Source organism: Sulfuracidifex tepidarius (genome assembly GCF_008326425.1).
Classification (GTDB): Archaea; Thermoproteota; Thermoprotei_A; order Sulfolobales; family Sulfolobaceae; genus Sulfuracidifex; species Sulfuracidifex tepidarius.
This window is the reverse complement of record NZ_AP018929.1, coordinates 1,215,077-1,240,710: the sequence shown is the minus strand read 5'-3', so window position 1 is coordinate 1,240,710 and position 25,634 is coordinate 1,215,077. Positions and strand designations below refer to the sequence as shown.

The window sequence follows — 25,634 nt, the reverse complement described above, 5'->3', positions numbered from 1 at the left end:
AATTAATCTATGGCAGTATCGCTTGGGAATAGACTTTTGTTCTATGTTAATCTGAGCAAGCCCAGGATCATATGGCTTCTTGACCTAGCTGCTCTAGGAGGATATTTTTTAGCGTTTAGAACTACGATCAATTGGATCGCCCTAGTTGCAGTCCTGATAGGCGGAACTTTAGCCTCAGGAGGAGCTATGATAGTGAACGGAGGATGGGAGATAGAAAAGGATAGCAAGATGAAAAGAACGTCTAAAAGACCCACTGTATTAGGTTACGTTACGAGGAACGAGGCAATTACCGTAGGCGCATCACTTGTTGCCTTAGGTACAGTCGTAGGTCTAATAGCAAACCCCTTGACTGCATTCTTCGTTTTCCTTGGGGCGTTCATTTACGTTTTCGTTTACACGATTTGGCTTAAACCAAGGCATCCCGCTAACATAGTGATAGGAGGCTTCGCAGGAAGCGCAGCAGCGTGGGCAGGTTATGCAGCTCTCTCTGGCAAATTCGATATAGCGTCGTTCATTCTTGGTTTCCTGATATTCATGTGGACTCCAGGCCACTTCTGGTCTCTAGCCCTCAGATTCAAAGATGATTACGCCAGAGCAGGAGTACCCATGTTACCAGTAGTGACCGACGAGAAGAAAGCCGCTATAGCAATAGCAATATCCAACGCGCTCATGATACCAGTTGCCCTACTCCTCTACCTATACTCCAACCTCATCTATCTAGGTGTAGCCATAGTCTTCTCTGCACTTCTAATGGTTTACAGCGTAAGGCTCATAAAGAATCCTACAGCACAGGAAGCATGGACTTCGTTTAAGATATCCGCACCTTATCTAGCAATAATTCTAATCGCTCTAATTATTTCTAAGTTAATTTAGATGAGAAGAACATATAAGGGTGCAAACGAATTCTCGTTTCGGAATCAAGAATTATCCTGAATAATTCAAGAAAAAAATTACTTTAGAAGTGAAAGCAGGAAATTCACACCTTGACATCTTCACTAGTCCCTTTAAAGAAGTAGAACACGTACATACACTAATCCTTAATACGGAGGAACGCGATATCTTAATTAAAGTATGAGCAAAAGAGCATTCTTATTTAGAAAATCTGATGATAGGGTAATCTGCACTGCATGTGCGAGGAAGTGCGCTTTACGTGAAGGTCAGACGGGATTCTGTGGAGTTAGAACTGTAAAAAACGGAGAGCTCAACCTCGATGTGTACGGCAAGGTAGCTGCTGCCCACATAGACCCTATAGAGAAGAAACCGCTTGTCCATTTCAACCCAGGTTCGAAGGTCTTCTCGCTTTCAACTTTCGGATGTAATTGGATGTGTGCGTATTGCCAAAACTTCGACATAAGCCAGAGGAGAAAGAGCGAAGGTTCGGAGTTACCTCCGGAGGACGTTATCCTCTTAGCTAAGGCATACCAAGTCGAAGGGATGACCTATACTTATAATGAGCCTACCATATTCATGGAATATGCTCACGATATAGGTATGATAGCACGAAGAGAGGGCATGTTCAACACTATGGTATCTAACGGATACTGGACTGAAGAAGCCGTGGATTACTCCAAAGATTTCTTGGATGCCGTAACCGTGGACTTTAAGGGAAACGGAGAACCGAAGTTCATGAAAAGGTACACTGGGGCATCAGGCCCGGAACTCATTATTCAGACTATAGCGGAGCTAAAGAGGAGAGGAATACATGTAGAATTGACTGACTTGATAATACCCCAGATAGGGGATTCCCTAGAATACGGAAAGGTCCTTTTGACAAAGATCATGGATGTCTTAGGGCCTGACGTGCCCATACATTTCCTCAGGTTCCATCCTGATTACAAGTTAATCAACGTTCCTCCTACTGACGTGAAAATTCTTGAATCGCACTACAATCTTGCCAGAGAATTAGGCTTTCGTTTCGTTTACATTGGTAACGTGCCGGGACATCCCTTCGAGAGTACCTACTGTCCCTCCTGTGGAAAGGTAGTAATAAGAAGGTACGGCTTCAGGATCTTAGAGTGGAACCTAACTGAGCACATGAGATGTAAAAGTTGCGGAGAGAAGATCCCTATTGAAGGTAAGCTTTCAAAAAACGCCTTTCATGATAGGTTTGAGGAGGTCTACATTTAACCTTTGTTTTTCCCTTTATTCAGGAATTGGTCTATCCTTGTCTTGGCTTCCTCTGTAGTGAAAGCCAAACTCCATCCGAGGCTTTCCATGTTCAGCCCTGCGTCCAAAGAGGAGTCAGTTCCCTTGTTTACTAACAACTTTATTTCAGCCAATGATGTCTGAGATTGAGACGCTATTTTCATTGCTAGGTTCCTAGTCTCCTCTTCAAGCTTTTCCTTAGGTACTACTCTCTCTATTAGCCCTATCCTCTGAGCCTCCATGGATGGTATCCTGTCACCTGTGAACATCATCTCTAAAGCCTTGCCTTTCCCAACCAATCTAGGAAGCCTTTGAGTGCCACCGAACCCAGGGTAAATCCCGAGGGTTATCTCTGGTAGACCTACCTGAGAGTCGTCCGAAGCTATCCTAATATCGCAAGCCATAGCTATTTCTAATCCACCTCCTAGAGCGTAACCATTTATCATTGCAATTACGGGTTTCCTGACGTTCTCAATATAGTCCATGAGCTCCCTTCCTTTCTTCGCAAATAGCCACGCTCCCTCAGGGTTCAAGGTCTTGAAATGTGATATATCAGCACCAGCACAGAAAGCCTTTCCGTTTCCGGTGATAATTATTACTCTGACTTCGTTATCTTTCTCCATCTGTTCAACTAACTGCCTCAGTTCGTCTATCATTTTCTCATTTATTACGTTTAGCTTTTCTGGTCTGTTCAGGTATATCCAACCTAGTGGTGCCTCCTTCTTCATGGAAACTGTCTCCATTTTTTCCCTGGTCATATGAAGAGAAAACTTAGTATTAATGCTTTAAAGCTCGGAGTGATAATATAGCTTATGGGTCTGGACAAGCAATTATTACTAACTTCAATCTCAGAGTCGGTAGTACCTTTTGTAGGAAGTAGCATAGCGTCCGGACATCTCTTCACCAAGTTAAGAGATGTATTTTCAGTTTATCAATACCTTTTAACTTGCATCCCACTTACTGCGTTCACTACTGGAGTGGCTTCTTACCTCATCCTAGGTAATATGTATTACTCCCTATACATAGTTGCTGCAGTTATCCTTGCTCCCTTGGTTGTTCCCATTATCATGTCAATTAAATACAAGGGGATAGAGACTAGAGTGACCGAGAATTACATTGAAATAGACGTCAAGGTCCCTGTGGATATTTCTTCATATGATCCTAATGAGTTGTTTAACCACGTTTTCAAGAAAGCGTCGAGGAGCATAAGGAATCCTTACTATTCAAAGAAGTTAGGTAACATGAATAACTGTGGACACCTTAGAGTTACCTATCTAGGCGATGACAAGATGGTTCTAAAGAGGAGATGCGGAGAGCTGATAGTTGAGGTTACAATAACACCACAGAGAGAAGCTAATATGTCAGTGAGGATGAATTACTAAATGGAAAATGTGAAAAAAGAAGAGCTAAGGACAATCCTTTTTTACAATAAAACTCTTTTTACAAAAGACTTAAAAGAACTACTGAGATTAAGGAGCAATATAATAGATATAAGGAAAGGGCCTAAGTATATGGAAGTGGATATCTTAGGGGACTACAGTGGTGTAATAACAACGCTAGGAGATCCCCTGTTCAAGTCTAACCGCTTTGAAGATTTTTCATGTTTCTGGGATGGGAGGTTCTGGGAGGCGCATGAGGCCATAGAAAGCCTATGGAGAGGAGAAAGAGACTTAGACATGAGAAATTACTACCAAGCGTTAATCCTGGTCTGTGCATCAATGATAAAGTTCTATAAGGGGGAGCTCAAGGTCTCAGACGATCTAATGGAGAAAGCCCTCTCGCTTCTGACGAAAGTACCTGGATACAAGAGAGAGGAGGCGTTCAAGAAATTGATTTCAGACTATAAGAAAAATAATTGGAGCAAGTAACATTGAAGGGACGGATCTAAATATATCTTAGTATAGATAAAATTTCATTTATCTTGACTTACGCAAATGTATACTTTTTATAATATATCTTTTTTTATTTCTTATAACCAAACTTACGTAGTATGTTGTACCTCTCTTTGACGTCTTCCTCGGTCTCCACGCCTAAAGGTGTCATTCCGTCTACAACTCCTATCACTCCCCTACCTTGATCTGTCTCTGCTACTATCACTTGTAACGGGTTCGCAGTAGCCGCGAATATCCTCACTACCTCTTCTACGTCCTTTATCCTGTTAAGCACGTTTATCGGGTAAGAGTTCGAGATGTAAATTACGAAAACGTGGCCAGCGGCAACTCTCTTGCAAGCTTCTACGGCAGCCATGACCAACTTCTCATCGTTTCCGTCCCTCCTTATCAACCTCTTACCGCTAGCTTCACAGAAACCGATACCGAACTTTATGGAAGGACTTGATGACACTAGGGTTTCGTATAGGTCTTCTACAGTCTTTATAAAATGAGATTGCCCAACTATTACATTCGTGTTATCAGGTATGTCCAGTCTGACTACGTCTATCTTAACGCTCATATTAACCACTACGTGAAAGAAAATTAAAAATCCGTCGAGGACCACTTCATCATTTTTCAGTTGTACTCCTAAGTCTTCATCTGTATAAGTAAGCATAACTTACTGTAATCTCCTCACTCCCGGAGAGCGAGAAAGTGTAGGTATAGTGAAGATCTGTAATTAATATCTTGTAGTCTCCCTTAGGTAAGACGAATGTAGCGACCCCATTAGAAGCTGTGAAATTCATCTCATGATAGACGTAAGCCGAGCCGTTATAATAGTAGAGCCAAACATCTGCGTCACCTAGAGGAGATACTCCTCCAAAAGGACCATAGTTCATTAGAACTTTCACTTTGAGTATGTAGTCTCCATTAGCGGTTGTAGAAATAGGCGAAGTGGAAACTGTAGTCTTGTAAGAAGAGGCAGCGAAAACTCCTACTGCAGTTAAGACTAGAACCAGCACCAACAAGCCAAGCAATATCCTTTTATTCATCTCTAGCCTTTTCCCATAAACTAATATATAAGTTCAAGCATAATGATCTTAGAGTTTAATTGTGTATAATCAAAAGATCCTTAACGCTATAAAGTACGCTTTAATGCACGATATTGGAAGCGCTAGGAACTACCTCGTTTTGGGCTCTTTTGATGGTTTGCTTCTTTCCATAAGCATTATCATGGGGTCAGTTTTCTATAACATTTCTACTGCTGATATGAGAACTGTAATAATAAGCGGGCTAGTGGGCACGTCAATCTCCTCCCTTTGGAACGCGTTTGTGGTAGAGCTGAGCCAGAAGAAGGAGGAACTGGAGGAGCTGGAGAGACAGCTGATGAGAAGCTTGAAGGGGACCGTATACGATTACAGTGGTAAAATTTCAGCTGTAGTATCTGGAATATCCCACGGGGTTTCCCCATTTCTAGGACTACTCCCTTTCGAGGTTTTCTCGTACACACATGAGATAACTTACACTATGCTCGTTTCCCTCATTTTGCTGTTCTCGATGGGGCTACTATACGGGAATGAAATCAAACAAAAAATTAGGACTAGTGTAGTCATGATTTTAGCCGGAGTAATAGCTGTAGCAATAATTTACGTGATTTCCTGACTTCCCGTCTATATCCACCAACCTGAGATGTCCATGCATCCGTATCTTTCGTGAAGCAGAAAACATGCTTTTTTCTCCCCCTTGTTACACCGTTCGCAAAGGTCTACGTAATTCTTAACGGTTTCCTCATCGCATATTACCCTTCCGCAGATCTCTACGCACTTCCTTCCTTCCAAAAATATAAAGCATTTTTCATTCATTAGTCTAACACCTTTTTATATTACTTATACAATTTAAGTATTAGCATGTCAAAGCTAGTTGAAAGGAAGGATAGACAAGAGGAACTAAAAGAGAGGGTTAATTCCCTCGTAAGTGAAGTAGAGGAGGTATCCGAAGACCTAAAAGTAGTCACATTCATGGAGTATACAGCACCACCTGAAGAAGTGAAGCCTAAAGTAATAAGCTTCACCAAGGTCTTGCCCATACTCCAAACCATAGCCGAAAACAACGACATAGAGGAAGGAGTTGCGAAGATAATGTTCTTCTCTAAGTCTACTGGCAGAAATAGAGGACTCACGCCTACCATGATGCCCGGATTTCAGCTAGTGAAACCTGGGAGAACAACTAGGCCACATTCCCATAACATGGCCTCAATATATCTAGTCGTCAAAGGAAAGGGCTACAGCGAGATAGACGGGAAGAGATACGACTGGAACGAAGGAGACGTATTCGTAGTTCCTGCGAACGCAGTTCACTCTCACACTAACACGGGAGACGAAGACGCAGTCCTATTCGACGTAACCGATTCAGGCCTATTGGAGAGCCTGGGTATACTGGAATTTAGAGAACAGGAATGAGAGGTAAAAGATAAGAAAGAAAGGAAAAAGGTTTTTTATAATATCTCTTATTTTTATAGTAAAAAGGTTAGGTTCTAATTATTAGTATCTAGGCTGTGTTCCGTTCACTCAGAAGCTTTCCATGAAAGGAGACTCTTTAAAATGTGAGGAGAAAAGGTTTTAAATAAAACATGTTACTTAATGTTGAACTTATCTCCCCAAACTAACTTGAAGACGTTTATTAGTTTCTCATCACGCCATTTAGATATTTCTGGGAAAGTCTTACCCTTGAGGAACTCATAGTCCTTCATTTGAGATACTGCTCTTACTACACCAGTGTAAGGGAACTTGTCGTACTTGGCAAGGTCATGCATCCACTCATTGGCTCCGTATCCGAATCCCCTATTAAAGAAATACTCGAGTCCTCCTTCCCCTCCACCCAGGTGATAGGTCAGGAATGGGCCCATGAAAGCCCATCTAAGTCCTATCGCTGCAGTCATCACTTTGTCTATATCCTCCACTGTAGCTATTCCTTCATCGACGAGATACACCGCCTCCCTGAAAAGAGCGAAGGCTAGCCTGTTCCCCAGGAATCCTGGGACTTCCTTTTTCAGGACTACAACTATCCTATCTAATTTCTCCATGAAGTCTTTTGATATATCTAAGGTCTCCTGAGAGGTCTTTTCCCCCGGAACTATTTCCACTAAAGGAAGAAGATGTGGAGGGTTCCAAGGATGGTCTATCACTCCTCTTTCTGGATGCTTCTTCATAGCCTTCTGCATCTCAGTCATAAGCAACCCTGAAGTACAGCTCGCTAGGATGACGTCTCTATCTAACTTGTCGTCCAGATATCCGAAGAGCTTTTTCTTTGCGTCATAGTCTTCAATTATAGCCTCCAAGACGTAGTCAGTGCCTTCTACAGCTTCGTCCAGACTGGTAGTCGTTTTTATCTTCGTCATGTAAGCCTCAAGCTCTTCATTGACCATTTTAACGTTCTTCATGACCTCTAGATATCCCTTGACCTTGGCCATTGCTTTATCTAACGTTTCCTTCTTCTCGGAGTACAGGGAAACAGAGTACCCCTTAGTTGCAATGAGGGTTGCCCAACCTGCACCTATTACGCCGGCTCCGATTACAGAAACCTTCTTGATGTCTCGCATGATATAAGAACTATATAAGTAGTATAAGTAAGTTTCGGTTTTTTAATTTAGAATAGAAAAGAAGAAAAATATTAGAAATATATTGCAGCGTAATGTGTTACAGGGAAAGGAAAAAGACTGTTATCTATAAAGAAGTGATTTGTTTTCACAATATTTCACAGAAATGTATCTTAATGTTACTTTTTCTCTAATGTGTAATTCTTTTCCAGAGTGAGCTTTGGAAGGAGATAGTGCCAGTCTAGTTAAAGTACACTTTTATGCTAGGTCTACTTTTGATAAGACATGATCTCGGAAGAGCTCAAGGAGTACATCTCGTCTGTTAACGGAAAATTAATGGATAGATTTGAGAATAGAGAGAAGTTACTCCAGATGTCGAGGGAGTTAATAAGGAGCTGTGGTGAGACTGTCTCCTTATCGCACAGAGGTGAAAAGGAGAAAGCCCTGAAGAAGTACGACGAAGCTATTAAGAAGTCTAAGGAAGTGCTTCAGGTGGTAAGCAATTTCCCGGAACTACTTTATGGGGACGTTGGCACGGCTTTCCAAGAACTAGCCGAGGCGTCTGTAGTGGTCTCTATGTACTTCGATGAGAAGTTGAAGCTAGCCTCTGACCTAGGAATACCAGATACTTATTACATAACCGGAATTGCTGACTCGGTCGGGGAGATGAGGAGAAGGGTGTTGGAACTATTAAAGAAGGGGGAAAACAAGAAGGCTGAAGAAACTTACTCCATGATGGAGGAAATCTATCAGACCCTATGGGGGTTAGAGTACCCAAAGTCAGTTGTTCCAGGACTAAGGCAAAAAGTGGACTCCTTGAGGAGAATACTTGAAGAGACTTACCATGATATCTTCTTGGCTTCATTAAGAATATCTACTAATGACGTAATCCACTAGCCTCTCCGCAACGTTTATACCGGTAGCCAAGAGGAATCCCTTAAATTCTGGTGAATCGTTAAGCTCGTTTATCACGTAGCCCTTCTTTGGATGTTCCAGTATGTCAATTGATATGAACTCTCCCTTGACAGTCTTCGTAGCTTTTATTACCAGTTTCTTCAGTTCTTCATCCACCTCCAGTTTGGAAGGCATCCCACCTAGCGCCACGTTAGCCCTCCAATCGTTCGGTGGAATGTTCCTTGCATAACAGCCAACTAACTCTTCCCCTATTGTTATGCACCTTATATCCCTTCCTTTGTACTGTATATACTCCTGGACTATGTGTACCTTTAACGCCGAGTTTCCTAGCATCTCTCTGTGTTCTATAATCGTTTTCCCCTCCATTATGTCCCTGATTAGAGATACCATCCTCCCCCAGCTCCCTATTGGGGGCTTGTCTATAATAGGGAAGCTCATCTCCTCGTATGCTTTCATTGTTGAGTCAGGAGACATAGAGACCAGAGAATCGGGTATTGGCACGTTTTCCTTGAACAGCTTAGAGTAAGTCAGTATCTTGTCTCCACAGATGGTTATAGAGTCCATGGAGTTAATCGTGTGGACACTAGCAGACTCTAATACAGCACTAGCGTACAGCCCACGATACATGCTTATAGTCCTTATTATCGCCACATCGTATCTACCTAAAGCCTTATTGAAAGGCAGGGGCTCCATCGATGCATTTATAACATCATAGTTTACTTTCTTTGAGTTTAACGCATTTATTAACATTTTTTCCTCTTGTCTTATTATATCTACAACCAGGGCTACTTTCATATACCACCACCATATTCGCCGATTTCCAAAAAAGTGAGGTCTTGCTTCTTATTGAAAGACTTAGATAGTTCTGAGGCTAACCTACCGTTTAGAATCACTGGAACGTTTAAATCTACAGCAAGCCTTCTCACTGCATAGTCCTTGCTTTCCAAGAAACCGTCTGTTGCTACTAGTCCTACCTCCCTTTTCAGGAGAAGATCTTGAGCGGTTTTAAGGGCAACTACCTCTCCCTCTTTTATGTTTAGACCTTCTAGGGTCAGTACTTGTATTCCGTATTGACTTAAATTCTTTGCTGTTTCTTCCAAGTGATCAATGTTCCTATCTCCGTAAACTAAAGCCTTAGCTCCAGGCTCAGGTATCGAGTTGGGTGGAGACGAAAGCCAGCTCTTGAGCAAAGCGTCGTGGAAGTCCACTCCGAAGGACGCGACTTCCCCCGTGCTCCTCATCTCAGGACCCAGGAACGGGTAAGCTCCCTTCAGCTGGGCCCACGAGAATTGAGGCGACTTAACTGCCCAACTCGAGGATGGAGGCTCGTAAAACTCCTCGTCCTGGTCTAGTCCTCTCTCTATCGCCTCTATAGCCTTGCTGATTATGTTGAAACCCTTAGCCTTACTCGTGAATGGCATGGATCTGCTTGCCCTCATGTTCATCTCTATCACGTACGGGACGTTGTCCTTAACTACCATCTGTAGGTTGAAAGGCCCTTTCACGTTCAACTCGTTAACTATTGAAACAGCGTATTTCTTCATCTTCAACGAGAGGTCATGGGTGAGCTTTCTGTTAGGTATGGATATGGTCGCGTCACCGCTGTGGACTCCAGCTTCCTCGACGTGTTCCAGGACTCCGCCAATGACCTTCCTGCCGTCAGTAGCACCATCTATTTCGGCCTCGATTGCATCAGTGAGGTACTTCGATATCACCAAGGGATACCTCTCCGATATCTTGTTAGCCCTTTGAAGTATGGAGTCTAACTCAGCTTCATTATAAGCTATAGCCATTGAAGAGCCGCTGAGGACGTAACTTGGTCTGACTAAAACTGGGAACTCCACGTCCTCAACGAACTTCTTGACCTCATTGAGGTTCCTAGCGGAGATCCATCTGGGCTGAGGAATGCCAAGTTTGTCCAAGAGGGAGGAGAACTTCTCCCTGTCCTCCGCTGAGTCTACAGCAGACCCAGAGGAACCGTATATCTTTATCCCTTCCTCCTCCAACCTCTTAGCTATGGAATTACCTATTTGCCCTCCTGAGAACAAGCATACCTCGGTGAACTTGCCCTTTCGTACTATGTCTTTAACCCTCTCCACAGAGATTTCGTCGAAGTAGAGGTTACCCGCGATGTCCCAGTCTGTGGATACAGTCTCCGGGTTGTAATTGAGGACAGCTACGTCGTCGAAGTACTTCCTGCTCTCGTTCAGAGCTGATACAACGCTCCAGTCGAATTCCACTGATACTCCTATCCTGAAACCTCCAGCTCCAACTATCAACAACTTCCTACCTTCCTCATGTTTGACGTCGTCTTCAACCCCCTTATACGTGGTATAAAGGTAGTTCGTGACCGCGTCCCATTCCCCTGCCAATGTATCTATCCTCTTTACCCAAGGGAGGATCCTTTCCTTTTCCCTGACCTTAGACATGGAGGTTATTTGTTCGTCAGAGAAACCAAGGGACTTCAAGTACTTCACTTCGTCAGGAGTCAGTTCCTTGTTCCTGAACTTCTCAAATGTGTCTACCAAAGCCTTTAGCTTGATCAGGAAGAACCTGTCCACTCCGTAAGAGTCGTATACCTCATCTATGGTAGCGCCTTCTTTGAACGCCTTCATGGCGTAAAGGAACCAATATGGCCTCTTCTCCCTCATGTATGAGAGGGCTTCCTCCTTGCTGAGGCTAGAGAAATATATCTTGCCTCCAACCAGTCCTGGCTCTCCTATATCTAACATTCTCACCGCCTTCTGGAAGGTCTCCTCAAAGGTCCTGCCTATGCTCATTACCTCTCCTATGCTCTTCATCTCAGTTGCCAAGGAGTTCTCCACGTGCTCGAACTTGTTCATATCCCACCTAGGTATCTTCATTACTAGGTAGTCCAGACTCGGCTCAAAGAACGCTGTAGTCCTGCCTGACACCTTGTTGAGTATCTCATAAATCGAGTACCCTAGCGATAGTTTTGCTGAGACATACGCCAGTGGATACCCCGTAGCTTTGCTGGCGAGAGCACTGGACCTAGACATCCTAGGATTAGTTTCTATAATGAAGAAATCATACGAAGATGGGTTAAGTGCGAACTGAACGTTACATTCCCCTACTAAGTCTATTGACTTAGCAACCTCCATGGATAATGTCCTCATGTCTTGAAACTCTTTGTTATCCAATGTCTGACAAGGTGAGATAACTGTGGACTCTCCGGTGTGAACGCCCATGGGGTCGAGGTTCTCTATGCAGGCTACCACAGCCGAGTTGCCCTTGCTGTCCCTCATTACCTCGTACTCCAGCTCCTTCCAGAAATGGAGGTACTTCTCTATCAACACTTCACCTATGTAACTCTGTGAAAGTGCCCTCACTATATTCTCCTCAAGTTCCCTCTCATTCCACGCTACAGTTGATCCTCTCCCTCCTAGATTGAAGCTTACCCTTACCATGACTGGGTAACCTAAGATCTTTGCCTTCCTCAGGGCCTCTTCGACGCTGGTGGCGCTCATGCTAGGAGGGACTGGAAGGTTCCTCTCTATCATGGTCTCCCTGAACTTCTCCCTACTGAGGGCCTTCTCTATGCCCTCTATAGGTGTCCCGAGTACCTTAATTCCGTACTTCTTGAGTATGCCCTTCTTGAATAGATCTATTCCGACGTTTAGTGCTGTCTGCCCTCCAAATCCTATAGCTATGGCGTCAGGTCTCTCCTTCTCTATTACCTTCGCTACAGACCACCATGATACGGGGATCATGTATAACCTATCGGCGAACTGCCTGCTGGTCTGCACTGTGGCTACGTTAGAGTTCACCAATACCTGAGATATCCCTTCCTCCCTGAAAGCCTTCAAAGCCTGACTTGCGGAGTAGTCGAACTCCGCAGCTTCCGCTATCTTTATCGGACCTGAGCCTATTACCATTACCTTTTTGGGAAACTCAACCATTTGACTCCACCATTTTTGCAAACTTCTTGAAAACCCAAGTCGCGTCCCAAGGGCCTGGTCTGGCCTCGGGATGAAACTGAGTCGTAATTATAGGTAACTTATCGTGATATAGCCCCTCTATTGTCCCGTCGTCCGGGTTGTAGAACCACACTTTCATTTCTGACGGGACGTCCTCCTTGGATACTATAGCATACCCGTGGTTATGAGTAGTGATGTAAGCCTCTCCAGTGGTTACATCAACTACAGCTTTGTTTATTGCCCTATGACCGAACTTCATTTTAGTCACCTTTCCTCCCATAGATATTGAGAGCAACTGGTGACCCAAACAGATACCCAGAGTAGGTAACTTGTATTCCAATATCTCCCGAAAGTTCTTTACTTGTTTCTGATAGATATTTGGATTTCCTGGGCCATTTCCGAAAACTATCGCTTTGGGATTGTAATCCATAACCTCCTTAACCGAGAACCAACACGGAACCCTCACTATCGTAAAGCCTTGATCGTATAAGCCCTTAATTATTCCGTGCTTAGTCCCGCAGTCAATCATGACGATTATTCCCTTGTCTCCCTTTCCTTTGTGAACAACTGGGGTCTTAGGAGATGTAAGCGCTGAGAAGTCTGTCTCGTCATATCTCTGCTTCAAGTAGTCCCTGGGGTTTTCCATGTTAATGCCTGAGGAGATAACTCCCATCATGGAACCTTTCCTCCTCACCCTGCTCACTATAGCCCTGGTATCGACATCAGATACTCCAGGCACCCCTTCGTCCTCTAACCACTTGTGCAGAGACCTTTCAGAGTTCCATTTATAAGGTTCCGTGACCTCAGTCACAACCAGACCTTCTACCTGAATTGAATCGGACTCGAAGTTCTCATAGATACCCTCAATAGCTTGCTTCCTGGGGACACCATAGTTCCCCACCAATGGATGGGTGAGAACTAGTATTTGTCCCCTGTACGACGGGTCAGTTAAGCTCTCTGGATATCCGTTCATGGCAGTGCTGAAAACTACCTCCCCTGCACTCACTCCTTTTGATCCGAAGCCACAACCCTCTAACAGAGTGCCGTCCTCTAGATAGATGTACCCTGGTTCACTCTTGCAATAAGTCATCCTCTATCACCTTCATCAAGTTCATCCCGTTCCTTACCTTCAAGGAAAAGGAAGTTAACTTCTCTCGATCTTGAGAGAGAAATTTTCTCTTTGTTTTTATCTCTTCTGTTATTAAATCTGGATTAGGAGAACCTATGACTGCCTTCATTCTAATAGAGTCCTGAGGTTTTAAGTTTGACTGATAGCTACCTTGTTTTATCCTCGATGCTACGTCGAAGTAGGCTTTCCTGTATGGTACCTTGTTTTGAATTGACGTTAACTCTGCTTCATCTGTGGATAGAGACTTGACGTCCATCACTTCCCTCTTTACAACCATGCCTGAAATCGCAGACTTGAGAATCTTCACCGCTCTAATGGCTTCCTCCAAGACGTTCCAGTAATGCAAGTTCATCTCCTGCAAATCTAGGTCGTAACCAGAGGGAGTTCCTTTATAGATAGACAAAATGGAGGTAACTTCGCCTATGATTAGACCTGCTTTAGCCCTAAGGGTCTCCATAGTCACGGCGTTCCTCTTGTGTGGCATGAGTGAGCTGGTGCTCACATGTGAATCTGGAAGCTGTACCACGTCTATCATGTTGGAGGAGAGCAAAACCATGTCCTCCGCGATCCTGCTCATAGATACCATCAAGTTGGCTACCTCTAAGACCACGGAAATTATGTCAGACCTAGACGCTGTGGCTGAGATTGTGTTATATACTATGTCGTCGAAGCCGAGCATCGTAGCCTCCTTCTGTCTGTCCACCTTGAGATTAGTTCCTACTATTGCGCCTGAGCCCAAAGGGGATCTATTAAGTTGTGAAAGTTCTGAAAATATGTTCCTCCATCTTGATGATAATTCCTCCTCTATGTAAAGGAGGTAATGGGAGAGAGTTGATGGTTGGGCGAGCTGAAAATGCGTGTATACCGGGAAAATTACTTCTTTGTTCTCCTCAGCCTTACTCAGGAGGGCCTCCCTTAAAGTTAAAAGCGAGTTCAGGAGCTCGTCTAACAAATCCCTAGTCTTCAGCCTCAACGCTGTGGCGACGTGGTCGTTCCTGCTCCTAGCTAGTCCTACCCACCCTCCTGGCTCACCTACTTCCTTTATTAGGTGGTCTTCTAAGGCTTCATGAACGTCTTCATATCCCTGCTTCACTTCCTTGAAGGAGTTTATTGCCTTAATCAAGTCTCTCGTCACGGGTTTGTCTACTGTTCCAGAGAGGAACAACGATATCACGTGAGCTTTCATCGTGAGTTTGACCTGCTCTGTGATTTCTGCGTCCTCGTGTATGGAATTAGTGTAATCCGAGGCTTCGTCTGATGAAGACCCCCAAGATCTGTACAACATCTCATTCAGACCTCGATTTGTTTGCTAGTAGGGAATGCATTCCCCATATCTCTATGAAGCCCCTCGCCATCTCGTCTGAGGGATACCACCCCTTATTGTAGCTCGCTACCTTCTCAGAGTAAGGAGAGTAAGGAGAAGACCTACCTATTACCCTGGCCCCGGAGCCTTCTACCTTCACTTTCACTTCTCCGGAGACCCACTTGTTCATTTCCTCCGCTGTATGCTGTATCTCCTCCCTTAGAGGTTCGTACCAAAGACCTTGATACACCAGATCAGACCACGTAGAGTCCATTATCCTCTTGAACCTGAGCTCGTGAGGGGTCAAAACTGTCTTCTCGAGATCCGTGTGTGCTGACGTTAGAAGCAGTGCAGCAGGGGCTTCATACACTTCCCTCGATTTAAATCCGACAACCCTATTCTCTATGTGGTCTACTCTACCAAATCCACGGCTTCCTGCCACAGAGTTTACTACCTGAATTAGCTTAGTTAAACTCAGCTTCTCACCGTCAACTGCAACTGGCACTCCCTTTTCGAAACCTACAGTTAAGGTAACTGGTTCCTCAACTGTCTTCTTTGTCCACTCGAACGCGTCCTCTGGAACTTCTGTGGAGGAATCAGAAATCACGTCTCCCTCTATGCTCCTCCCCCATAAATTCTCGTCAATACTGTACTTGCTGCTCTCACTTTTTATTGGGATTCCTTTCTCTTTTGCGTACTTGACCTCGTCGTCCCTTGTCATGTTCCACACCCTAGCGGGTGCTACTATCTTAGCGTCTGGGTACAGCGCTTTGACGGAGAGGTCGAACCTCACTTGATCGTTTCCTTTAGACGTTGAACCGTGTGCTACTCCTTCCGCACCTTCCTTCTTTGCTACCTCTACCACCTTGTTGGCTATCAAGGGCCTTGCTAAGGCAGTAGCTAGTGGATAAACTCCCTCATATAGACCGTTGAGCATAATGGAATATTTCACGTAATTGTTTGCGAATTCGTCCTTCGCGTCTATCGTGAAGTGTTTGAAAGATCCAGCTTGATATGACCTCTCCTCTATTTTCTTGAAATCGTCGGGCTGACCTACGTCCACTGTGACTGTTATAACTTCAGCCTTGAAGGTTTCCTTCAGCCAAGATATTGCAACTGTAGTGTCTAACCCGCCCGAGTATGCTAGGACTATTTTCATCCCTAAAGAACGATGTTAATGAACTTAAAAATGGTATAGATAATAAAAACTACGTTCTTCCTTATAAAGAGAATGTTAAAGGTTTCCTTTAGTTTTCTTTTGAACAAAAAAGTCTAATGCTTCTTTAATAAATTCAGTTCTACTACTCTTGTTCAGCTTCTTACAGTAAACATCTATTTCATTCACGACGTCCTCCTTTAATCTAACACTGACGACCTTTCTCATAATTCTCATTATAAAAATGTAATACCCAAATAAAAAGTATATCAAACGAAAAGGTTTTAACTTAAGGAGAAAGGCTACGTTGAAAACGGAACATGAAATTAACTTGCTGAAGTAAATATTACGGTCTTCTCTTCTTTTGCTTTCTGTAGCTCCTGCTTTACTTGCTCTAAACGTGTCTGCATCTCCTTTATTGCTACTGTTAGAGCTTCCTTATGGTACTTCCTAACATGTTCCTCTGTGTCCTCTCTTGACATAGTCATATTACACAGTGAGCATTTATACATTCCGTCCTCACTTCTTCTGACTACCGGTTTAACGTTAATAGAAATGTCCTTGAGAATCGGGACAATCTTCTTGGCTTTGCCTTCGCTTCCGCTCTTCTCTATGATCCTCTGTGCGTAGCCACGAAGCTGGTGTTTTGAAATATTATACTTATATGCAACTGAAGCTGGACCTTCGCCTTTGACGAGATACTCCTCAAGTGCATCAAGCACGTAGTCGCTTCCTCCCAATATTTTTAGGGCTATATAATTTATTAAAGACTTTACATCAGTCTGTTTCATACTTAGTCACTAGAGTGGACTATACGAGTTAGAGTTTAAAAAGAAGTATGATTATTCTATAAATGGAGAACACTGCCCTTATGCGTAGTTATTCTGACCTCGGAATGTGAGTTTGTGACCCTTCCGAGTTCTATTGCATTAAAATTCTTCTTTGCAAGCTCCCTTTTAACATCTTCCCCATATTCTTCTGAAACAAATATAACCATACCCACTCCCATATTGAAAACTTTATACATCTCATCGTGAGGTACTCCAGAATTTTCTATAACTTTAAAGATTTCCGGAGGGTCTGGCATTTGGATCTCGATTCCGTGATTAGTTACCCTATGCAACTTGGTGAATGCGCCACCAGTTATGTGGGCTGCACCGTGAATCTTTGGGAGGACTTCCAAGACTGCGTCAGAGTATATTGCGGTGGGTTTCATTATCTCTTCAGCATAGTCCTTGAGGCTTATCTTTCCCTGGTCTATTAACCTTCTAACCAATGAGAACCCGTTTGAGTGGATTCCGTTGCTAGGCAGGCCGATCACAATGTCTCCGGGAACTATATCTGAGCCCGTTATAAGCCTTTCTACCTTACCCATGACAGAGCAGGAAACGTCGAATCCGTTAACTACGGATGGCATTATCGCCGTTTCTCCCCCTACCACTTCCACATGAGCCTCTTCACTTCCCTTTATTATCCCCTTCAAAACCTCTGTTATCGTGGTCTTGTCTTCCTTCTCCATGGCTAAGTAGTCTAGTAACGCGACCGGTCTAGCTCCTACGCAGGCTATGTCGTTCACGTTCATCGCTACGCAGTCTATCCCAGTAGGTTCAATTATCCCAGTCTTGAGAGCTAACAAGGTCTTAGTTCCAACTCCGTCAACGTGGAGCGCTATCTTCTTTCCGTCCAAGTCTATGACCCCAGCATAATGTCCTGCACCTATCACGGTATTCCTGTAAGTTTTGCTCAGCATGTCGGCTATGGTTTTATGGATGTCCTTTACTGAGTCTAAATCCACTCCAGACTTCTTGTACTCGCTCACCAAAGACCACCGTTGGGAGACCAGTCAGCGGATACCCCTAAAGTTCCCCTCTTCTTCCTCGAGGTGTAAGTATACCTTACGATCTCAGCTTTCTCCTCTTGTTCTAGAATCGTTGAGCCTATGTCATTGCGATAAATTAACTTAACGTCTGACTCAATGAAAGACAATGACTTCATCAACTTCCTCCTAGACTCCTCGAAGTCGCCCAGACATACTAACTCTAAGGCCCTTGAGCCTTTAGTGACGAGCGAGTTTTCCTCAAGTGCTATAGAGCCGAAAAATACGTCGCAGCCGATCTCCCTGATTTTCGGTACGTCAATCGACACCTTGTGGCCTGAGGCTAGCTTCCTGTCTAAGGGATATCCTAAAGGAGATACAGCCCACACAAGGGAAGGCCTTTCATCTACCCTCAACTTGGCATTGCTCAGATGCCCGGTTGCCGTTCTCTCGATCAAATCGCCAAAGTCCTGTATTCTCGGAATTATAGCTGAGGCTTCTGGGTCTCCGAAACGTGAATAGTACTCTATAACAGTAGGACCCCAAAGACCGGTCAGCATCATCTGCCCTGCTATAGCCCCAGTATAACTCTCTCCCGTCTCCTTCTCCACCGCCGAGACTGTCTTCCGTACTATGTCAAAAGTTCCGTCATATTCCTCCTGATTTATGAATGGAAGGAGGAAGCCTGGACCGGAAATCGACCCCATACCCCCGGTTTCTGGACCTATCCCGTCCTGATATGCGTTCTTGTAATCCTGTGCCAAAGGAAGAGGAAGAATTGTGCTACCGTCTGAGAGGGCGTGGAGCGTGTATTCGGGTCCATCCACTTTCTCCTCTACTATGATCTTGGGTTCTCCCTCTTTGTTGTAATAGGAACCTATCTCGTTAACGCTCTTAGCCATAGCTTGTCTTTTGTCCCTCGACAAGTAAGCTTGTATGTCAGCTATTACCTTTACACCCTTTCCTCCCGCTTGCCCTGCTGGCTTGACAGCTAAGGAACCTCCATACTCGCTTATGAACTTCGCGGCTTCCTCCATCGTAGAGAATGCCTTATACCTCAGCCTACCTGGGATCTCGTATTTCCACATCAGCCACCTAGCCCAGACTTTGGATTCCTCTATCCTAGCGTTCTTCTTGCTAGCCCCAAACACTGGAATACCTTCCTTTCTGAATTCGTCAGAAACACCTCTGAACAAAGGATCCTCAGGACCTATCACCCCCATGTCTGGGTTAATTCTAGATATTATTTTCCTGACCTCCTCAGGAGTAATCTCACCGAGGAAGTACTCTCCTTGGGTTGAATCCACTACCTCTTTTATTCCTGGGTTAATGTATGAGGATAACGCGAAGACCTTATGTGACGAGAGAGATTTAGCTAAAGCGTTCTCTCTCGCTCCGTCTCCAACTACTAATATCTTCATTTCTTTCACCTTGTAGGATACTTACCTGTCATACAACCCACGCATAAGTCACGGTGACCTATGGCTGAGTACAGACCGTTTAAAGACAGCCAATGTATAGAATCTGCCCCTATTACCTTTGCTATCTCGTCGTCAGGCAGGTTAGCAGCTATGAGCTCTTTTTCCTCGGGTACGGCAACACCGTAAGGACATTTAGACGTGAGCTTCGGACTGCCTATGAGAATATGTACCTCTTTAGCACCTAACCTCCTCAAGTTAAACACTGTGTTCTTCAAAGTAGTTCCTGTTACCATGGAATCGTCAATCAGGACTACTCTCTTGTTGAAGAATGCCGTTTTTATCGGATTGAGTTTCAGCTGGATCCCGACGACCTTAGTGAAATCGTCCGAGGCTAACATAGTTCTTATCGGACTTCCAGTTCTGGTGAAACCCAAATCCATAGGAATTCCACTCTTCCTTGAGTAACCTAAAGCGAACGGTAACGCGGTGTCGGGGACTCCTACTACACAGTCTGCTTCTATAGGATATTCCTCAGCTAGCTTCTCTCCTATGCGTAATCTAAGCGAATATATCTCCTTTTCGTCAACGAAGCTGTCTATTCTGGCTTGATAGATGTACTCTATTGAGCAATAGTTTTTCTCTGGCGAAAAGAGCTTCATACTTTCCACATTTAGCCTGTCTATAATCACCATTTCACCGGGCTCTATCTCTCTCCTCAATTCTCCTCCTATTACGTTCATACTGGTCATCTCTGAGGATACTATAGCCATATCGAAGCCGAAACCTCCTATTGAAAGTGGCTTGAGACCTAGGTAGTCCCTGTAAGCTATTATCCTTCCGTCCTTGGTGATCGCAACGAAAGTGAATGTGGGCTTGTTCCTCTTCACAGCTTCTACCGGATCCTTTTCCAGTTCCTTGACGAATACCTCTTGGTCTTTGATCACTCCGTCTATAGCTAGAGAGATGCCCTCACTTTGAATGGGGTAATTCGACGTCCCAGCGTATCCTATACCAGCCCATCCTTCGAGTTCTCCGAATTCCAGATCCTCTGGAGCTACACTAGATCTGGCTGTCCTGATCAGACCGCCCTCGCTTAGGAGCGATACTCCAGACCTCGTATATCCCCTGTGCTGAACTCCTATTAATCCATAATATAAAAATTTATTTATATTCCAAATCTTATCAAATGCAAGTATACCTATTAATCCTGCCATTTTTACACCTTACCAAAAATTTTATCTAACGAAGAAAAATTATAATTATCTTCAAGGGGATATCTCCCCGTGAAGCAAGCATGACACAAGGTGGAGATCCCCACTGCTGATATCATTTCGTCTACAGTTAAGAACTGAACAGAATCTGCACCAATCTCCTTGGAGATCTCCTCTTCATTCTTCGACCTCGCTATCAACTCATTGACACTCGGGAAATCTATCCCCATGTAACACGGGAACTTTATCATAGGGGAACCGACCCTGACGTGGATCTCCTTAGCACCGGCGTCCCTCAGCCTCGATATGAGCCTCTTCATCGTGTTACCCCTCACTATAGAATCGTCTATTAGAATTATGGATTTCCCACGAATTGCGCTTTCGACTATTCCGAACTTCTCCTTTAGGGCGTCCAACCTAGCCTGCTGAGTCGGCATTATGAAAGACCTCTTGGAGGAGATTGTCCTCACTAGTGCCTCCTCCAGAGGAATCTTGCTCTCTCTGGAGAAACCTATGGCTATGGGACGTGAAGAGTCCGGCACCGGAACTACCACGTCACCTTCAGCTCCATGTCTCCTAGCTAAGATCTCTCCCAGCCTTACCCTGCTCAGGTAAACCGGATTCCCGTCAATCGTAGTGTCTGCACGAGAGAAATATATGAACTCAAAAGAACAGATAGTCTTTGGCTTTGACTTCACCACCTCGTCGTAAAAGATTCCCCCGTCCTTGATACCTAGCACTTCCCCTGGCTCCACGTCCTTTATCTTCTTACCCCCTAACTGCTTGACCGCTGAATCCTCCGATGATATTATCAAAGAACCGCCCACAGTTCCCACTACGAGAGGTCTGTAACCATGCGGGTCCCTCACAGCATATATTTCGCCGTCAGAGTTCATCACGAGAAGAGAGTAAGCTCCGTCTGCAACGTCAATGAAGTGTTTGATTGCGTCTACCATGGAACTATCCTCCTTTAAATCCTTGGAGAGGAAATCCAAGATGAAGGTAGTATCGTTTGGATATTTCCCGAACTTGAAGAAGTTCGTAATAGTTCCATTGAACGCAACGACGATTCTGCCGTCACTGAGAGGCTGTGCTTCGCTTACATCTGGAACTCCGGACGTGGAGTACCTTACGTGACCTACGGATGAAGTTGAGCTAAAGTACGTAAGAGAACGATCTATTGCTTCCTCTACAAGGCCAAGACCACGATTGAGCTTCAGGTTTCCTGAGTCTACGTAAGAGATCCCTGCGGACTCCTCTCCCCTGTGTTGAAGCAACTTAAGTCCGTCATAAGTCAGCTTCAGCGGGACGGGAAAAGGAGAGCTTACCCCTATTACTCCACAATGCTCTTTAAGGAACATTCAGCATCTCCTCCAAGTAATTCTCGTAGTTTCTAACTTCCTTCATTAGGTCCACCTTCTTCCCTATGTCCAAGGTGAAAGACTCATCGGTCACGAGACCTATTTCCTGGGCTATGATTCCCTTCTCCCTTCCCTTTTCGATGATCTCCCTCGGGTTGTTAGTAATTACAATGAATCTACCGCTTCCCTCGGAGAAGACCTTAACGAAGTCGCTTTTAACGTCAGAACGTATTGAATCGAGGTTGACCTTAATTCCAAGGCCTTTAACTATCACGGGAAACAACGAAGCCATCAGCCCTCCTCTAGAAACGTCCTTTATGAAGGGCTCTTTGCCGTTCATCACTATCTCTGAAGCTAGTAAGTCCTCATGAAGTCTAGCTTTCTGAGGTACGCCATCTATACCTAAAACCTTAGATGCCAAAGTGCCTCCCATTTCTCCCCTAGCTATCCCCAAATGAACTATGCTCATTCCTGCTTTAACCTTAGGTCTGATCGGTTCGTGTTCTAGGATTCCAGCCATCACGATCATAGGCGTATGCTTTATCGGTTTACCTTCCTTATTCTCATTATAGAAAGATACCTTTCCTCCAACTATCGGTACGTTGAACACTCTAGATGCCTCGGATATCCCCCTGATGGAGTCTATGAAAGCTCCATAAACTTCAGGCTTCCTGGGATCTCCGAACTGTAAGTGATCCACGGCAACTATACCCTTCCCTCCGATGGTAGCCAGATTCCGATAGGACTCCGCAAATATCATTTTACCGCATTCGTAAGGGTCATGTTGACACAAGTCCGGGTTGGCGTCAGCCTTGACGGCGAGATATTTCCCGTTAGGGAGAGAAACTACCGCGCCGTCCGCTTCCCCCGGCTTAATGATTGTGGATGTGCCTACCTCATAATCGAATTGGGAGAAAGCCCACTCCTTGCTTACAAGGTCAGGATGAGAAATGACTTTCTTTATCGCTTCCTGTGTAAGAGCAGGGAATTCCATGTTAAATGTCCTATAGCTGGACGAGAAGTCCCATACGAATCTAGAAGGCGATAACAGGAGTTCACTCTTCAAAGACACAACTTCCTTGCCTTCGTATATGAACCTTATTACTCCGTCCCCTGTGGTCTCTCCTATAACCGTACATGGGTACTTATCACGTGTGAATGGCTCACATATCTCGTCTACAAGTTCGGGCTTAACTGCGAAGAGCATCCTCTCCTGAGTTTCTGATATCATGATGTCCTCAGGGCTCATTTCTTTCACCCTGAGAGGAACTCTGTCCAGATAAACCCTAGCTCCAAGACCGTTAGCCATCTCAGTTACTGCAACAGCAAGACCTCCCCCTCCTAGGTCCTTTATGGCCTCCGCTTTACCTGATATCTCGAGGGTCGAATCGATGGTAATTTTCCCGGCGAAAGGATCAGCTATTTGAACTGCACCTATTTCATCCTCTCCGCTTAACCTCCTTGACGCGAAGGACGCTCCTCCCAAACCGTCAATACCGGTCAACCCGGTGAGGACTAGCTTCAAACCAGGTCGCTTCACGACGCTTGGAACAATCCTGTCTTTCTTAACTATGCCCACGCAAGCGACGTCTACAAGAGGATTATCGTTATAGGTTTCGTCGAAGCCTATCTCTCCTCCGACTACGGGGACCCCAACGCTGTTACCGTAGAACCCTATTCCCCTGATTATGTTCTTGAGCAACCACCTGTTCCTTTCCTTATTGAGCTCTCCCACCCTGATCATGTCCAGAAGAGCTATGGGTTTAGCTCCCTTGCTTATTATGTCTCTGATTATCCCTCCCACTCCCGTCGCGGCACCGTTGAAAGGGTCTATCGCCGAAGGATGGTTGTGGCTCTCCACCTTGAGGACTAGAGCGTATCCTCCCCCTATGTCTACTGCTCCAGCGTCCTGCCAGTCCTCTACACTCATCACCACGTTTTCTCCAGTGCTCGGCAAACTGTGGAGGAAGAACTTTGAGGACTTGTAAGAGCAATGTTCTGACCAAACCGCGTCCAAAACTTTCCACTCTGCCTCAGACGGTTCACGGTCCAGCTTTTCCCTGGCTATTTTCTTCTCTTCCTCAAAGAGAGTCAATTCACAACACCCCTAAGAAGATAGAGACCGTCTGGCTCTCCGAAAGGAGATATGTTCTTAAATGAGGCCCTCTCTGGATGTGGCATCATGCCGATCACGTTTCCCGCTTCATTAGAGACTGAGGCTATGTTCTGTAACGATCCATTCGGGTTATATTCGTCACTCACCTTTCCTTCTTGAGAGGAGTAAACTAAAACCGGGCTCACTTCGCTTACGTCTTTATGGTAGTACCTTCCCTCTGCATGTGCTATTGGAAGTCTGAGGACTTTCCCCTTCAATCCCTTAGTTATTGCAGTGGAATCGTTAACGACTTTCACGTAGACCCACTTGCTTACAAACCTTCTGTTTAAGTTCTCCAGGAGTGCTCCCTTCAGGAGTCCGCTCCATACCAATATTTGAAATCCGTTGCATATACCGAGCACTATCTTTCCCTCTTCTGCCATCTCCTTCACTTTCCTCATGGAATCTCCGCTTGCAGCTATTGCTCCCGCTACCAAGTAATCTCCGTAGCTGAACCCGCCCGGAAGGACAACTGCGTCAAACTTGTCTGGATCGAAGCTATCATGCCTTACAACCTGAGGGTTTCCTCCAGCCTCTCTCAAAGCCTTCTCTACATCGCCCTCACATGTAGTGCCAGGAAACTTTAGAACTGCGACTTTCTTGGTCATGATAGTCTCACTTGAATTTCTTGAATAATTGGATTGTAAAGCCTGGCCTTCTCTGCTATCTCCTTTACCCTGTTTAAAGCGTTCTCGCATGTGTCAGCCTCTAACTTGAAAAGGAGGTACTTTCCGGCCCTGACATCTGCTACGTTACTGTCCACCTTATTTACGGCATACATCTTTATGCTCTCTCCCTCGGGATCCCTGACCTCCGTCTTAGTCTTAATTATAAGCTCCACGTTACAGATCAATGTGACATCAACCCTAGGAACTCTGAGTACTTCGACTTCACTTTGTCGAGAGGCTCTCCTCTCCTGTAGATGTCCTTGTCATATATTTCTCCCTTAGGGTTCCTCACCCTCATACTATCAAGCGATATTTCGTCTCCCACGACTAAATTCCCTTTCAACCTTCCAAATTCTAGTTTCAGATCGTACAGAATCAACCCTCTCTTGTTTATATAATCAGAAAGAACCTTTATTGCCCTCTTTATCATGTCCTCTGCCTCTTCAGCCTCCCTCCTGCTCATCAACTTAAAATACTCCATATGAGAATAATTCAAAAGGGGATCATGTCTCGAGTCGTCCTTCAAGAAGAACTCCACTATAGGCGGGTCGAAGATCTCGCCCTCCTTTATCGGCAACCTCTTTACAATACTACCTGTCGCTATGTTCCTGGCTACTACCTCAACCGGTATCATGGAAAGTTTCTTCGCTATCATTGTCCTTTCGTCCTTCATACTGACATAATGAGTTGGAATCCCAGCACTCTCGAGGACCCTAAAGAACAGAGCCGAGGTCTGAGCGTTGAGGACTCCCTTTCCCTCTATTTCGTCCTTCTTTAAGCCATCACCTGCAGTTACAGAGTCCTTGAACTTGAGGAGAACGTGATCTTCGTCCAAGTAAAAAACTTCCTTTGTTTTACCTTCCCCTAACTTTTCCCCCATACTCGCTTTAACTTAGCCGAGTTAAAAAGATTCACTAGTAGTGACGTTTTCATTTACTTAGTCAAGTAAA

At 44.7% G+C, this 25,634-nt stretch carries 27 protein-coding genes; 7 read left to right on the top strand and 20 right to left on the bottom strand.

All coding sequences use genetic code 11. The annotated features are described in order from the left end of the window. Positions 1 to 9: 9 nt before the first annotated feature. Entirely contained in the window at positions 10 to 873 is an 864-nt protein-coding gene (gene cyoE / locus IC007_RS06105; protein WP_054845698.1) for a heme o synthase, read from the top strand. Between the two features lie 198 nt (positions 874 to 1,071). Then, positions 1,072 to 2,127, top strand: a complete 1,056-nt coding sequence (amrS, locus tag IC007_RS06100) for an AmmeMemoRadiSam system radical SAM enzyme (RefSeq protein ID WP_054845697.1) — start codon at positions 1,072 to 1,074, stop codon at positions 2,125 to 2,127. Here the strand turns inward: amrS and IC007_RS06095 are convergent. Next, positions 2,124 to 2,888 carry an enoyl-CoA hydratase/isomerase family protein gene (locus IC007_RS06095; protein WP_054845755.1) on the bottom strand — a complete coding sequence of 255 codons (765 nt, stop codon included), beginning with the start codon at positions 2,886 to 2,888 and terminating at the stop codon, positions 2,124 to 2,126. The two genes, amrS and IC007_RS06095, sit on opposite strands and share 4 nt — an antisense overlap. A gap of 69 nt (positions 2,889 to 2,957) precedes the next feature. Here IC007_RS06095 and IC007_RS06090 point away from each other — a divergent pair, with 69 nt between their 5' ends. Together IC007_RS06090 and IC007_RS06085 are read left to right on the top strand one after the other, a co-directional pair. Further along, complete coding sequence (locus IC007_RS06090; RefSeq protein ID WP_054845696.1) at positions 2,958 to 3,527, top strand: hypothetical protein; 570 nt, start codon at positions 2,958 to 2,960, stop codon at positions 3,525 to 3,527. After that, positions 3,528 to 4,013, top strand: a complete 486-nt coding sequence (locus IC007_RS06085) for a DUF309 domain-containing protein (protein ID WP_054845695.1) — start codon at positions 3,528 to 3,530, stop codon at positions 4,011 to 4,013. A gap of 94 nt (positions 4,014 to 4,107) precedes the next feature. Here IC007_RS06085 and IC007_RS06080 read toward each other — a convergent pair whose 3' ends face one another. Both IC007_RS06080 and IC007_RS06075 read right to left on the bottom strand, forming a co-directional pair. Then, positions 4,108 to 4,596 (bottom strand): adenosine-specific kinase, encoded by a 489-nt coding sequence (locus tag IC007_RS06080; protein WP_054845754.1) that lies wholly within the window; start codon positions 4,594 to 4,596, stop codon positions 4,108 to 4,110. Positions 4,597 to 4,672: 76 nt separating this feature from the next. Then, entirely contained in the window at positions 4,673 to 5,068 is a 396-nt protein-coding gene (locus tag IC007_RS06075) for a hypothetical protein (protein WP_054845694.1), read from the bottom strand. Positions 5,069 to 5,129: 61 nt separating this feature from the next. Between IC007_RS06075 and IC007_RS06070 the strand changes: the two genes are divergently transcribed. Beyond that, complete coding sequence (locus IC007_RS06070) at positions 5,130 to 5,678, top strand: VIT1/CCC1 transporter family protein (protein WP_054845693.1); 549 nt, start codon at positions 5,130 to 5,132, stop codon at positions 5,676 to 5,678. 8 nt (positions 5,679 to 5,686) lie between these two features. Here the strand turns inward: IC007_RS06070 and IC007_RS06065 are convergent, their stop codons facing one another. Next, positions 5,687 to 5,878: a hypothetical protein gene (locus IC007_RS06065; protein ID WP_054845692.1), complete on the bottom strand. Its 192-nt coding sequence runs from the start codon at positions 5,876 to 5,878 to the stop codon at positions 5,687 to 5,689. Between the two features lie 45 nt (positions 5,879 to 5,923). On the opposite strand from IC007_RS06065, the gene IC007_RS06060 reads away from it, so the two are divergent. Next, positions 5,924 to 6,475: a cupin domain-containing protein gene (locus IC007_RS06060; protein ID WP_054845691.1), complete on the top strand. Its 552-nt coding sequence runs from the start codon at positions 5,924 to 5,926 to the stop codon at positions 6,473 to 6,475. Between the two features lie 173 nt (positions 6,476 to 6,648). Here the strand turns inward: IC007_RS06060 and IC007_RS06055 are convergent, their stop codons facing one another. Then, positions 6,649 to 7,614, bottom strand: coding sequence for a 3-hydroxyacyl-CoA dehydrogenase family protein (locus IC007_RS06055; protein ID WP_054845690.1), 966 nt, complete (start codon positions 7,612 to 7,614; stop codon positions 6,649 to 6,651). A 282-nt stretch (positions 7,615 to 7,896) separates the two neighbouring features. Here IC007_RS06055 and IC007_RS06050 point away from each other — a divergent pair, with 282 nt between their 5' ends. Next, a complete protein-coding gene (locus IC007_RS06050) occupies positions 7,897 to 8,508 on the top strand; it encodes a translin family protein (RefSeq protein ID WP_149528502.1) in 612 nt (203 codons plus the stop codon). Here IC007_RS06050 and lysX read toward each other — a convergent pair. The 15 genes from lysX to IC007_RS05975 form a co-directional block, all read right to left on the bottom strand. Continuing rightward, complete coding sequence (gene lysX / locus IC007_RS06045; RefSeq protein ID WP_054845688.1) at positions 8,476 to 9,321, bottom strand: lysine biosynthesis protein LysX; 846 nt, start codon at positions 9,319 to 9,321, stop codon at positions 8,476 to 8,478. The genes IC007_RS06050 and lysX overlap by 33 nt on opposite strands. Continuing rightward, positions 9,318 to 12,446 carry a carbamoyl-phosphate synthase (glutamine-hydrolyzing) large subunit gene (carB, locus tag IC007_RS06040; RefSeq protein WP_149528501.1) on the bottom strand — a complete coding sequence of 1,043 codons (3,129 nt, stop codon included), beginning with the start codon at positions 12,444 to 12,446 and terminating at the stop codon, positions 9,318 to 9,320. The genes lysX and carB overlap by 4 nt, the downstream gene beginning before the upstream one ends. After that, entirely contained in the window at positions 12,439 to 13,554 is a 1,116-nt protein-coding gene (gene carA / locus IC007_RS06035) for a glutamine-hydrolyzing carbamoyl-phosphate synthase small subunit (RefSeq protein ID WP_054845687.1), read from the bottom strand. The genes carB and carA overlap by 8 nt, the downstream gene beginning before the upstream one ends. Further along, entirely contained in the window at positions 13,535 to 14,878 is a 1,344-nt protein-coding gene (gene argH, locus IC007_RS06030; RefSeq protein ID WP_054845686.1) for an argininosuccinate lyase, read from the bottom strand. Before argH ends, carA begins: the two co-directional genes overlap by 20 nt. Position 14,879: 1 nt before the next feature. Then, a complete protein-coding gene (locus IC007_RS06025) occupies positions 14,880 to 16,055 on the bottom strand; it encodes an argininosuccinate synthase (protein ID WP_149528500.1) in 1,176 nt (391 codons plus the stop codon). Between the two features lie 75 nt (positions 16,056 to 16,130). Beyond that, on the bottom strand, positions 16,131 to 16,280 hold the full coding sequence (locus tag IC007_RS06020) for a ribbon-helix-helix domain-containing protein (RefSeq protein WP_054845753.1): 150 nt from the start codon (positions 16,278 to 16,280) through the stop codon (positions 16,131 to 16,133). Between the two features lie 98 nt (positions 16,281 to 16,378). Then, positions 16,379 to 16,843, bottom strand: coding sequence for a hypothetical protein (locus IC007_RS06015; protein ID WP_149528499.1), 465 nt, complete (start codon positions 16,841 to 16,843; stop codon positions 16,379 to 16,381). 56 nt (positions 16,844 to 16,899) lie between these two features. Continuing rightward, on the bottom strand, positions 16,900 to 17,874 hold the full coding sequence (gene purM, locus IC007_RS06010; protein WP_149528498.1) for a phosphoribosylformylglycinamidine cyclo-ligase: 975 nt from the start codon (positions 17,872 to 17,874) through the stop codon (positions 16,900 to 16,902). Next, entirely contained in the window at positions 17,868 to 19,289 is a 1,422-nt protein-coding gene (gene purD, locus IC007_RS06005; RefSeq protein ID WP_149528497.1) for a phosphoribosylamine--glycine ligase, read from the bottom strand. Before purD ends, purM begins: the two co-directional genes overlap by 7 nt. A gap of 5 nt (positions 19,290 to 19,294) precedes the next feature. Next, on the bottom strand, positions 19,295 to 20,503 hold the full coding sequence (locus tag IC007_RS06000; protein WP_054845685.1) for an amidophosphoribosyltransferase: 1,209 nt from the start codon (positions 20,501 to 20,503) through the stop codon (positions 19,295 to 19,297). A gap of 2 nt (positions 20,504 to 20,505) precedes the next feature. After that, positions 20,506 to 21,861: an amidophosphoribosyltransferase gene (gene purF / locus IC007_RS05995; protein ID WP_149528496.1), complete on the bottom strand. Its 1,356-nt coding sequence runs from the start codon at positions 21,859 to 21,861 to the stop codon at positions 20,506 to 20,508. Next, positions 21,851 to 23,956, bottom strand: a complete 2,106-nt coding sequence (purL, locus tag IC007_RS05990; RefSeq protein ID WP_149528495.1) for a phosphoribosylformylglycinamidine synthase subunit PurL — start codon at positions 23,954 to 23,956, stop codon at positions 21,851 to 21,853. Before purL ends, purF begins: the two co-directional genes overlap by 11 nt. Continuing rightward, positions 23,953 to 24,624, bottom strand: coding sequence for a phosphoribosylformylglycinamidine synthase I (purQ, locus tag IC007_RS05985; protein ID WP_054845684.1), 672 nt, complete (start codon positions 24,622 to 24,624; stop codon positions 23,953 to 23,955). The genes purL and purQ overlap by 4 nt, the downstream gene beginning before the upstream one ends. Next, entirely contained in the window at positions 24,621 to 24,869 is a 249-nt protein-coding gene (locus tag IC007_RS05980) for a phosphoribosylformylglycinamidine synthase subunit PurS (protein WP_054845683.1), read from the bottom strand. The genes purQ and IC007_RS05980 overlap by 4 nt, the downstream gene beginning before the upstream one ends. After that, a complete protein-coding gene (locus tag IC007_RS05975; RefSeq protein WP_054845682.1) occupies positions 24,866 to 25,564 on the bottom strand; it encodes a phosphoribosylaminoimidazolesuccinocarboxamide synthase in 699 nt (232 codons plus the stop codon). The genes IC007_RS05980 and IC007_RS05975 overlap by 4 nt, the downstream gene beginning before the upstream one ends. Positions 25,565 to 25,634: the final 70 nt, after the last annotated feature.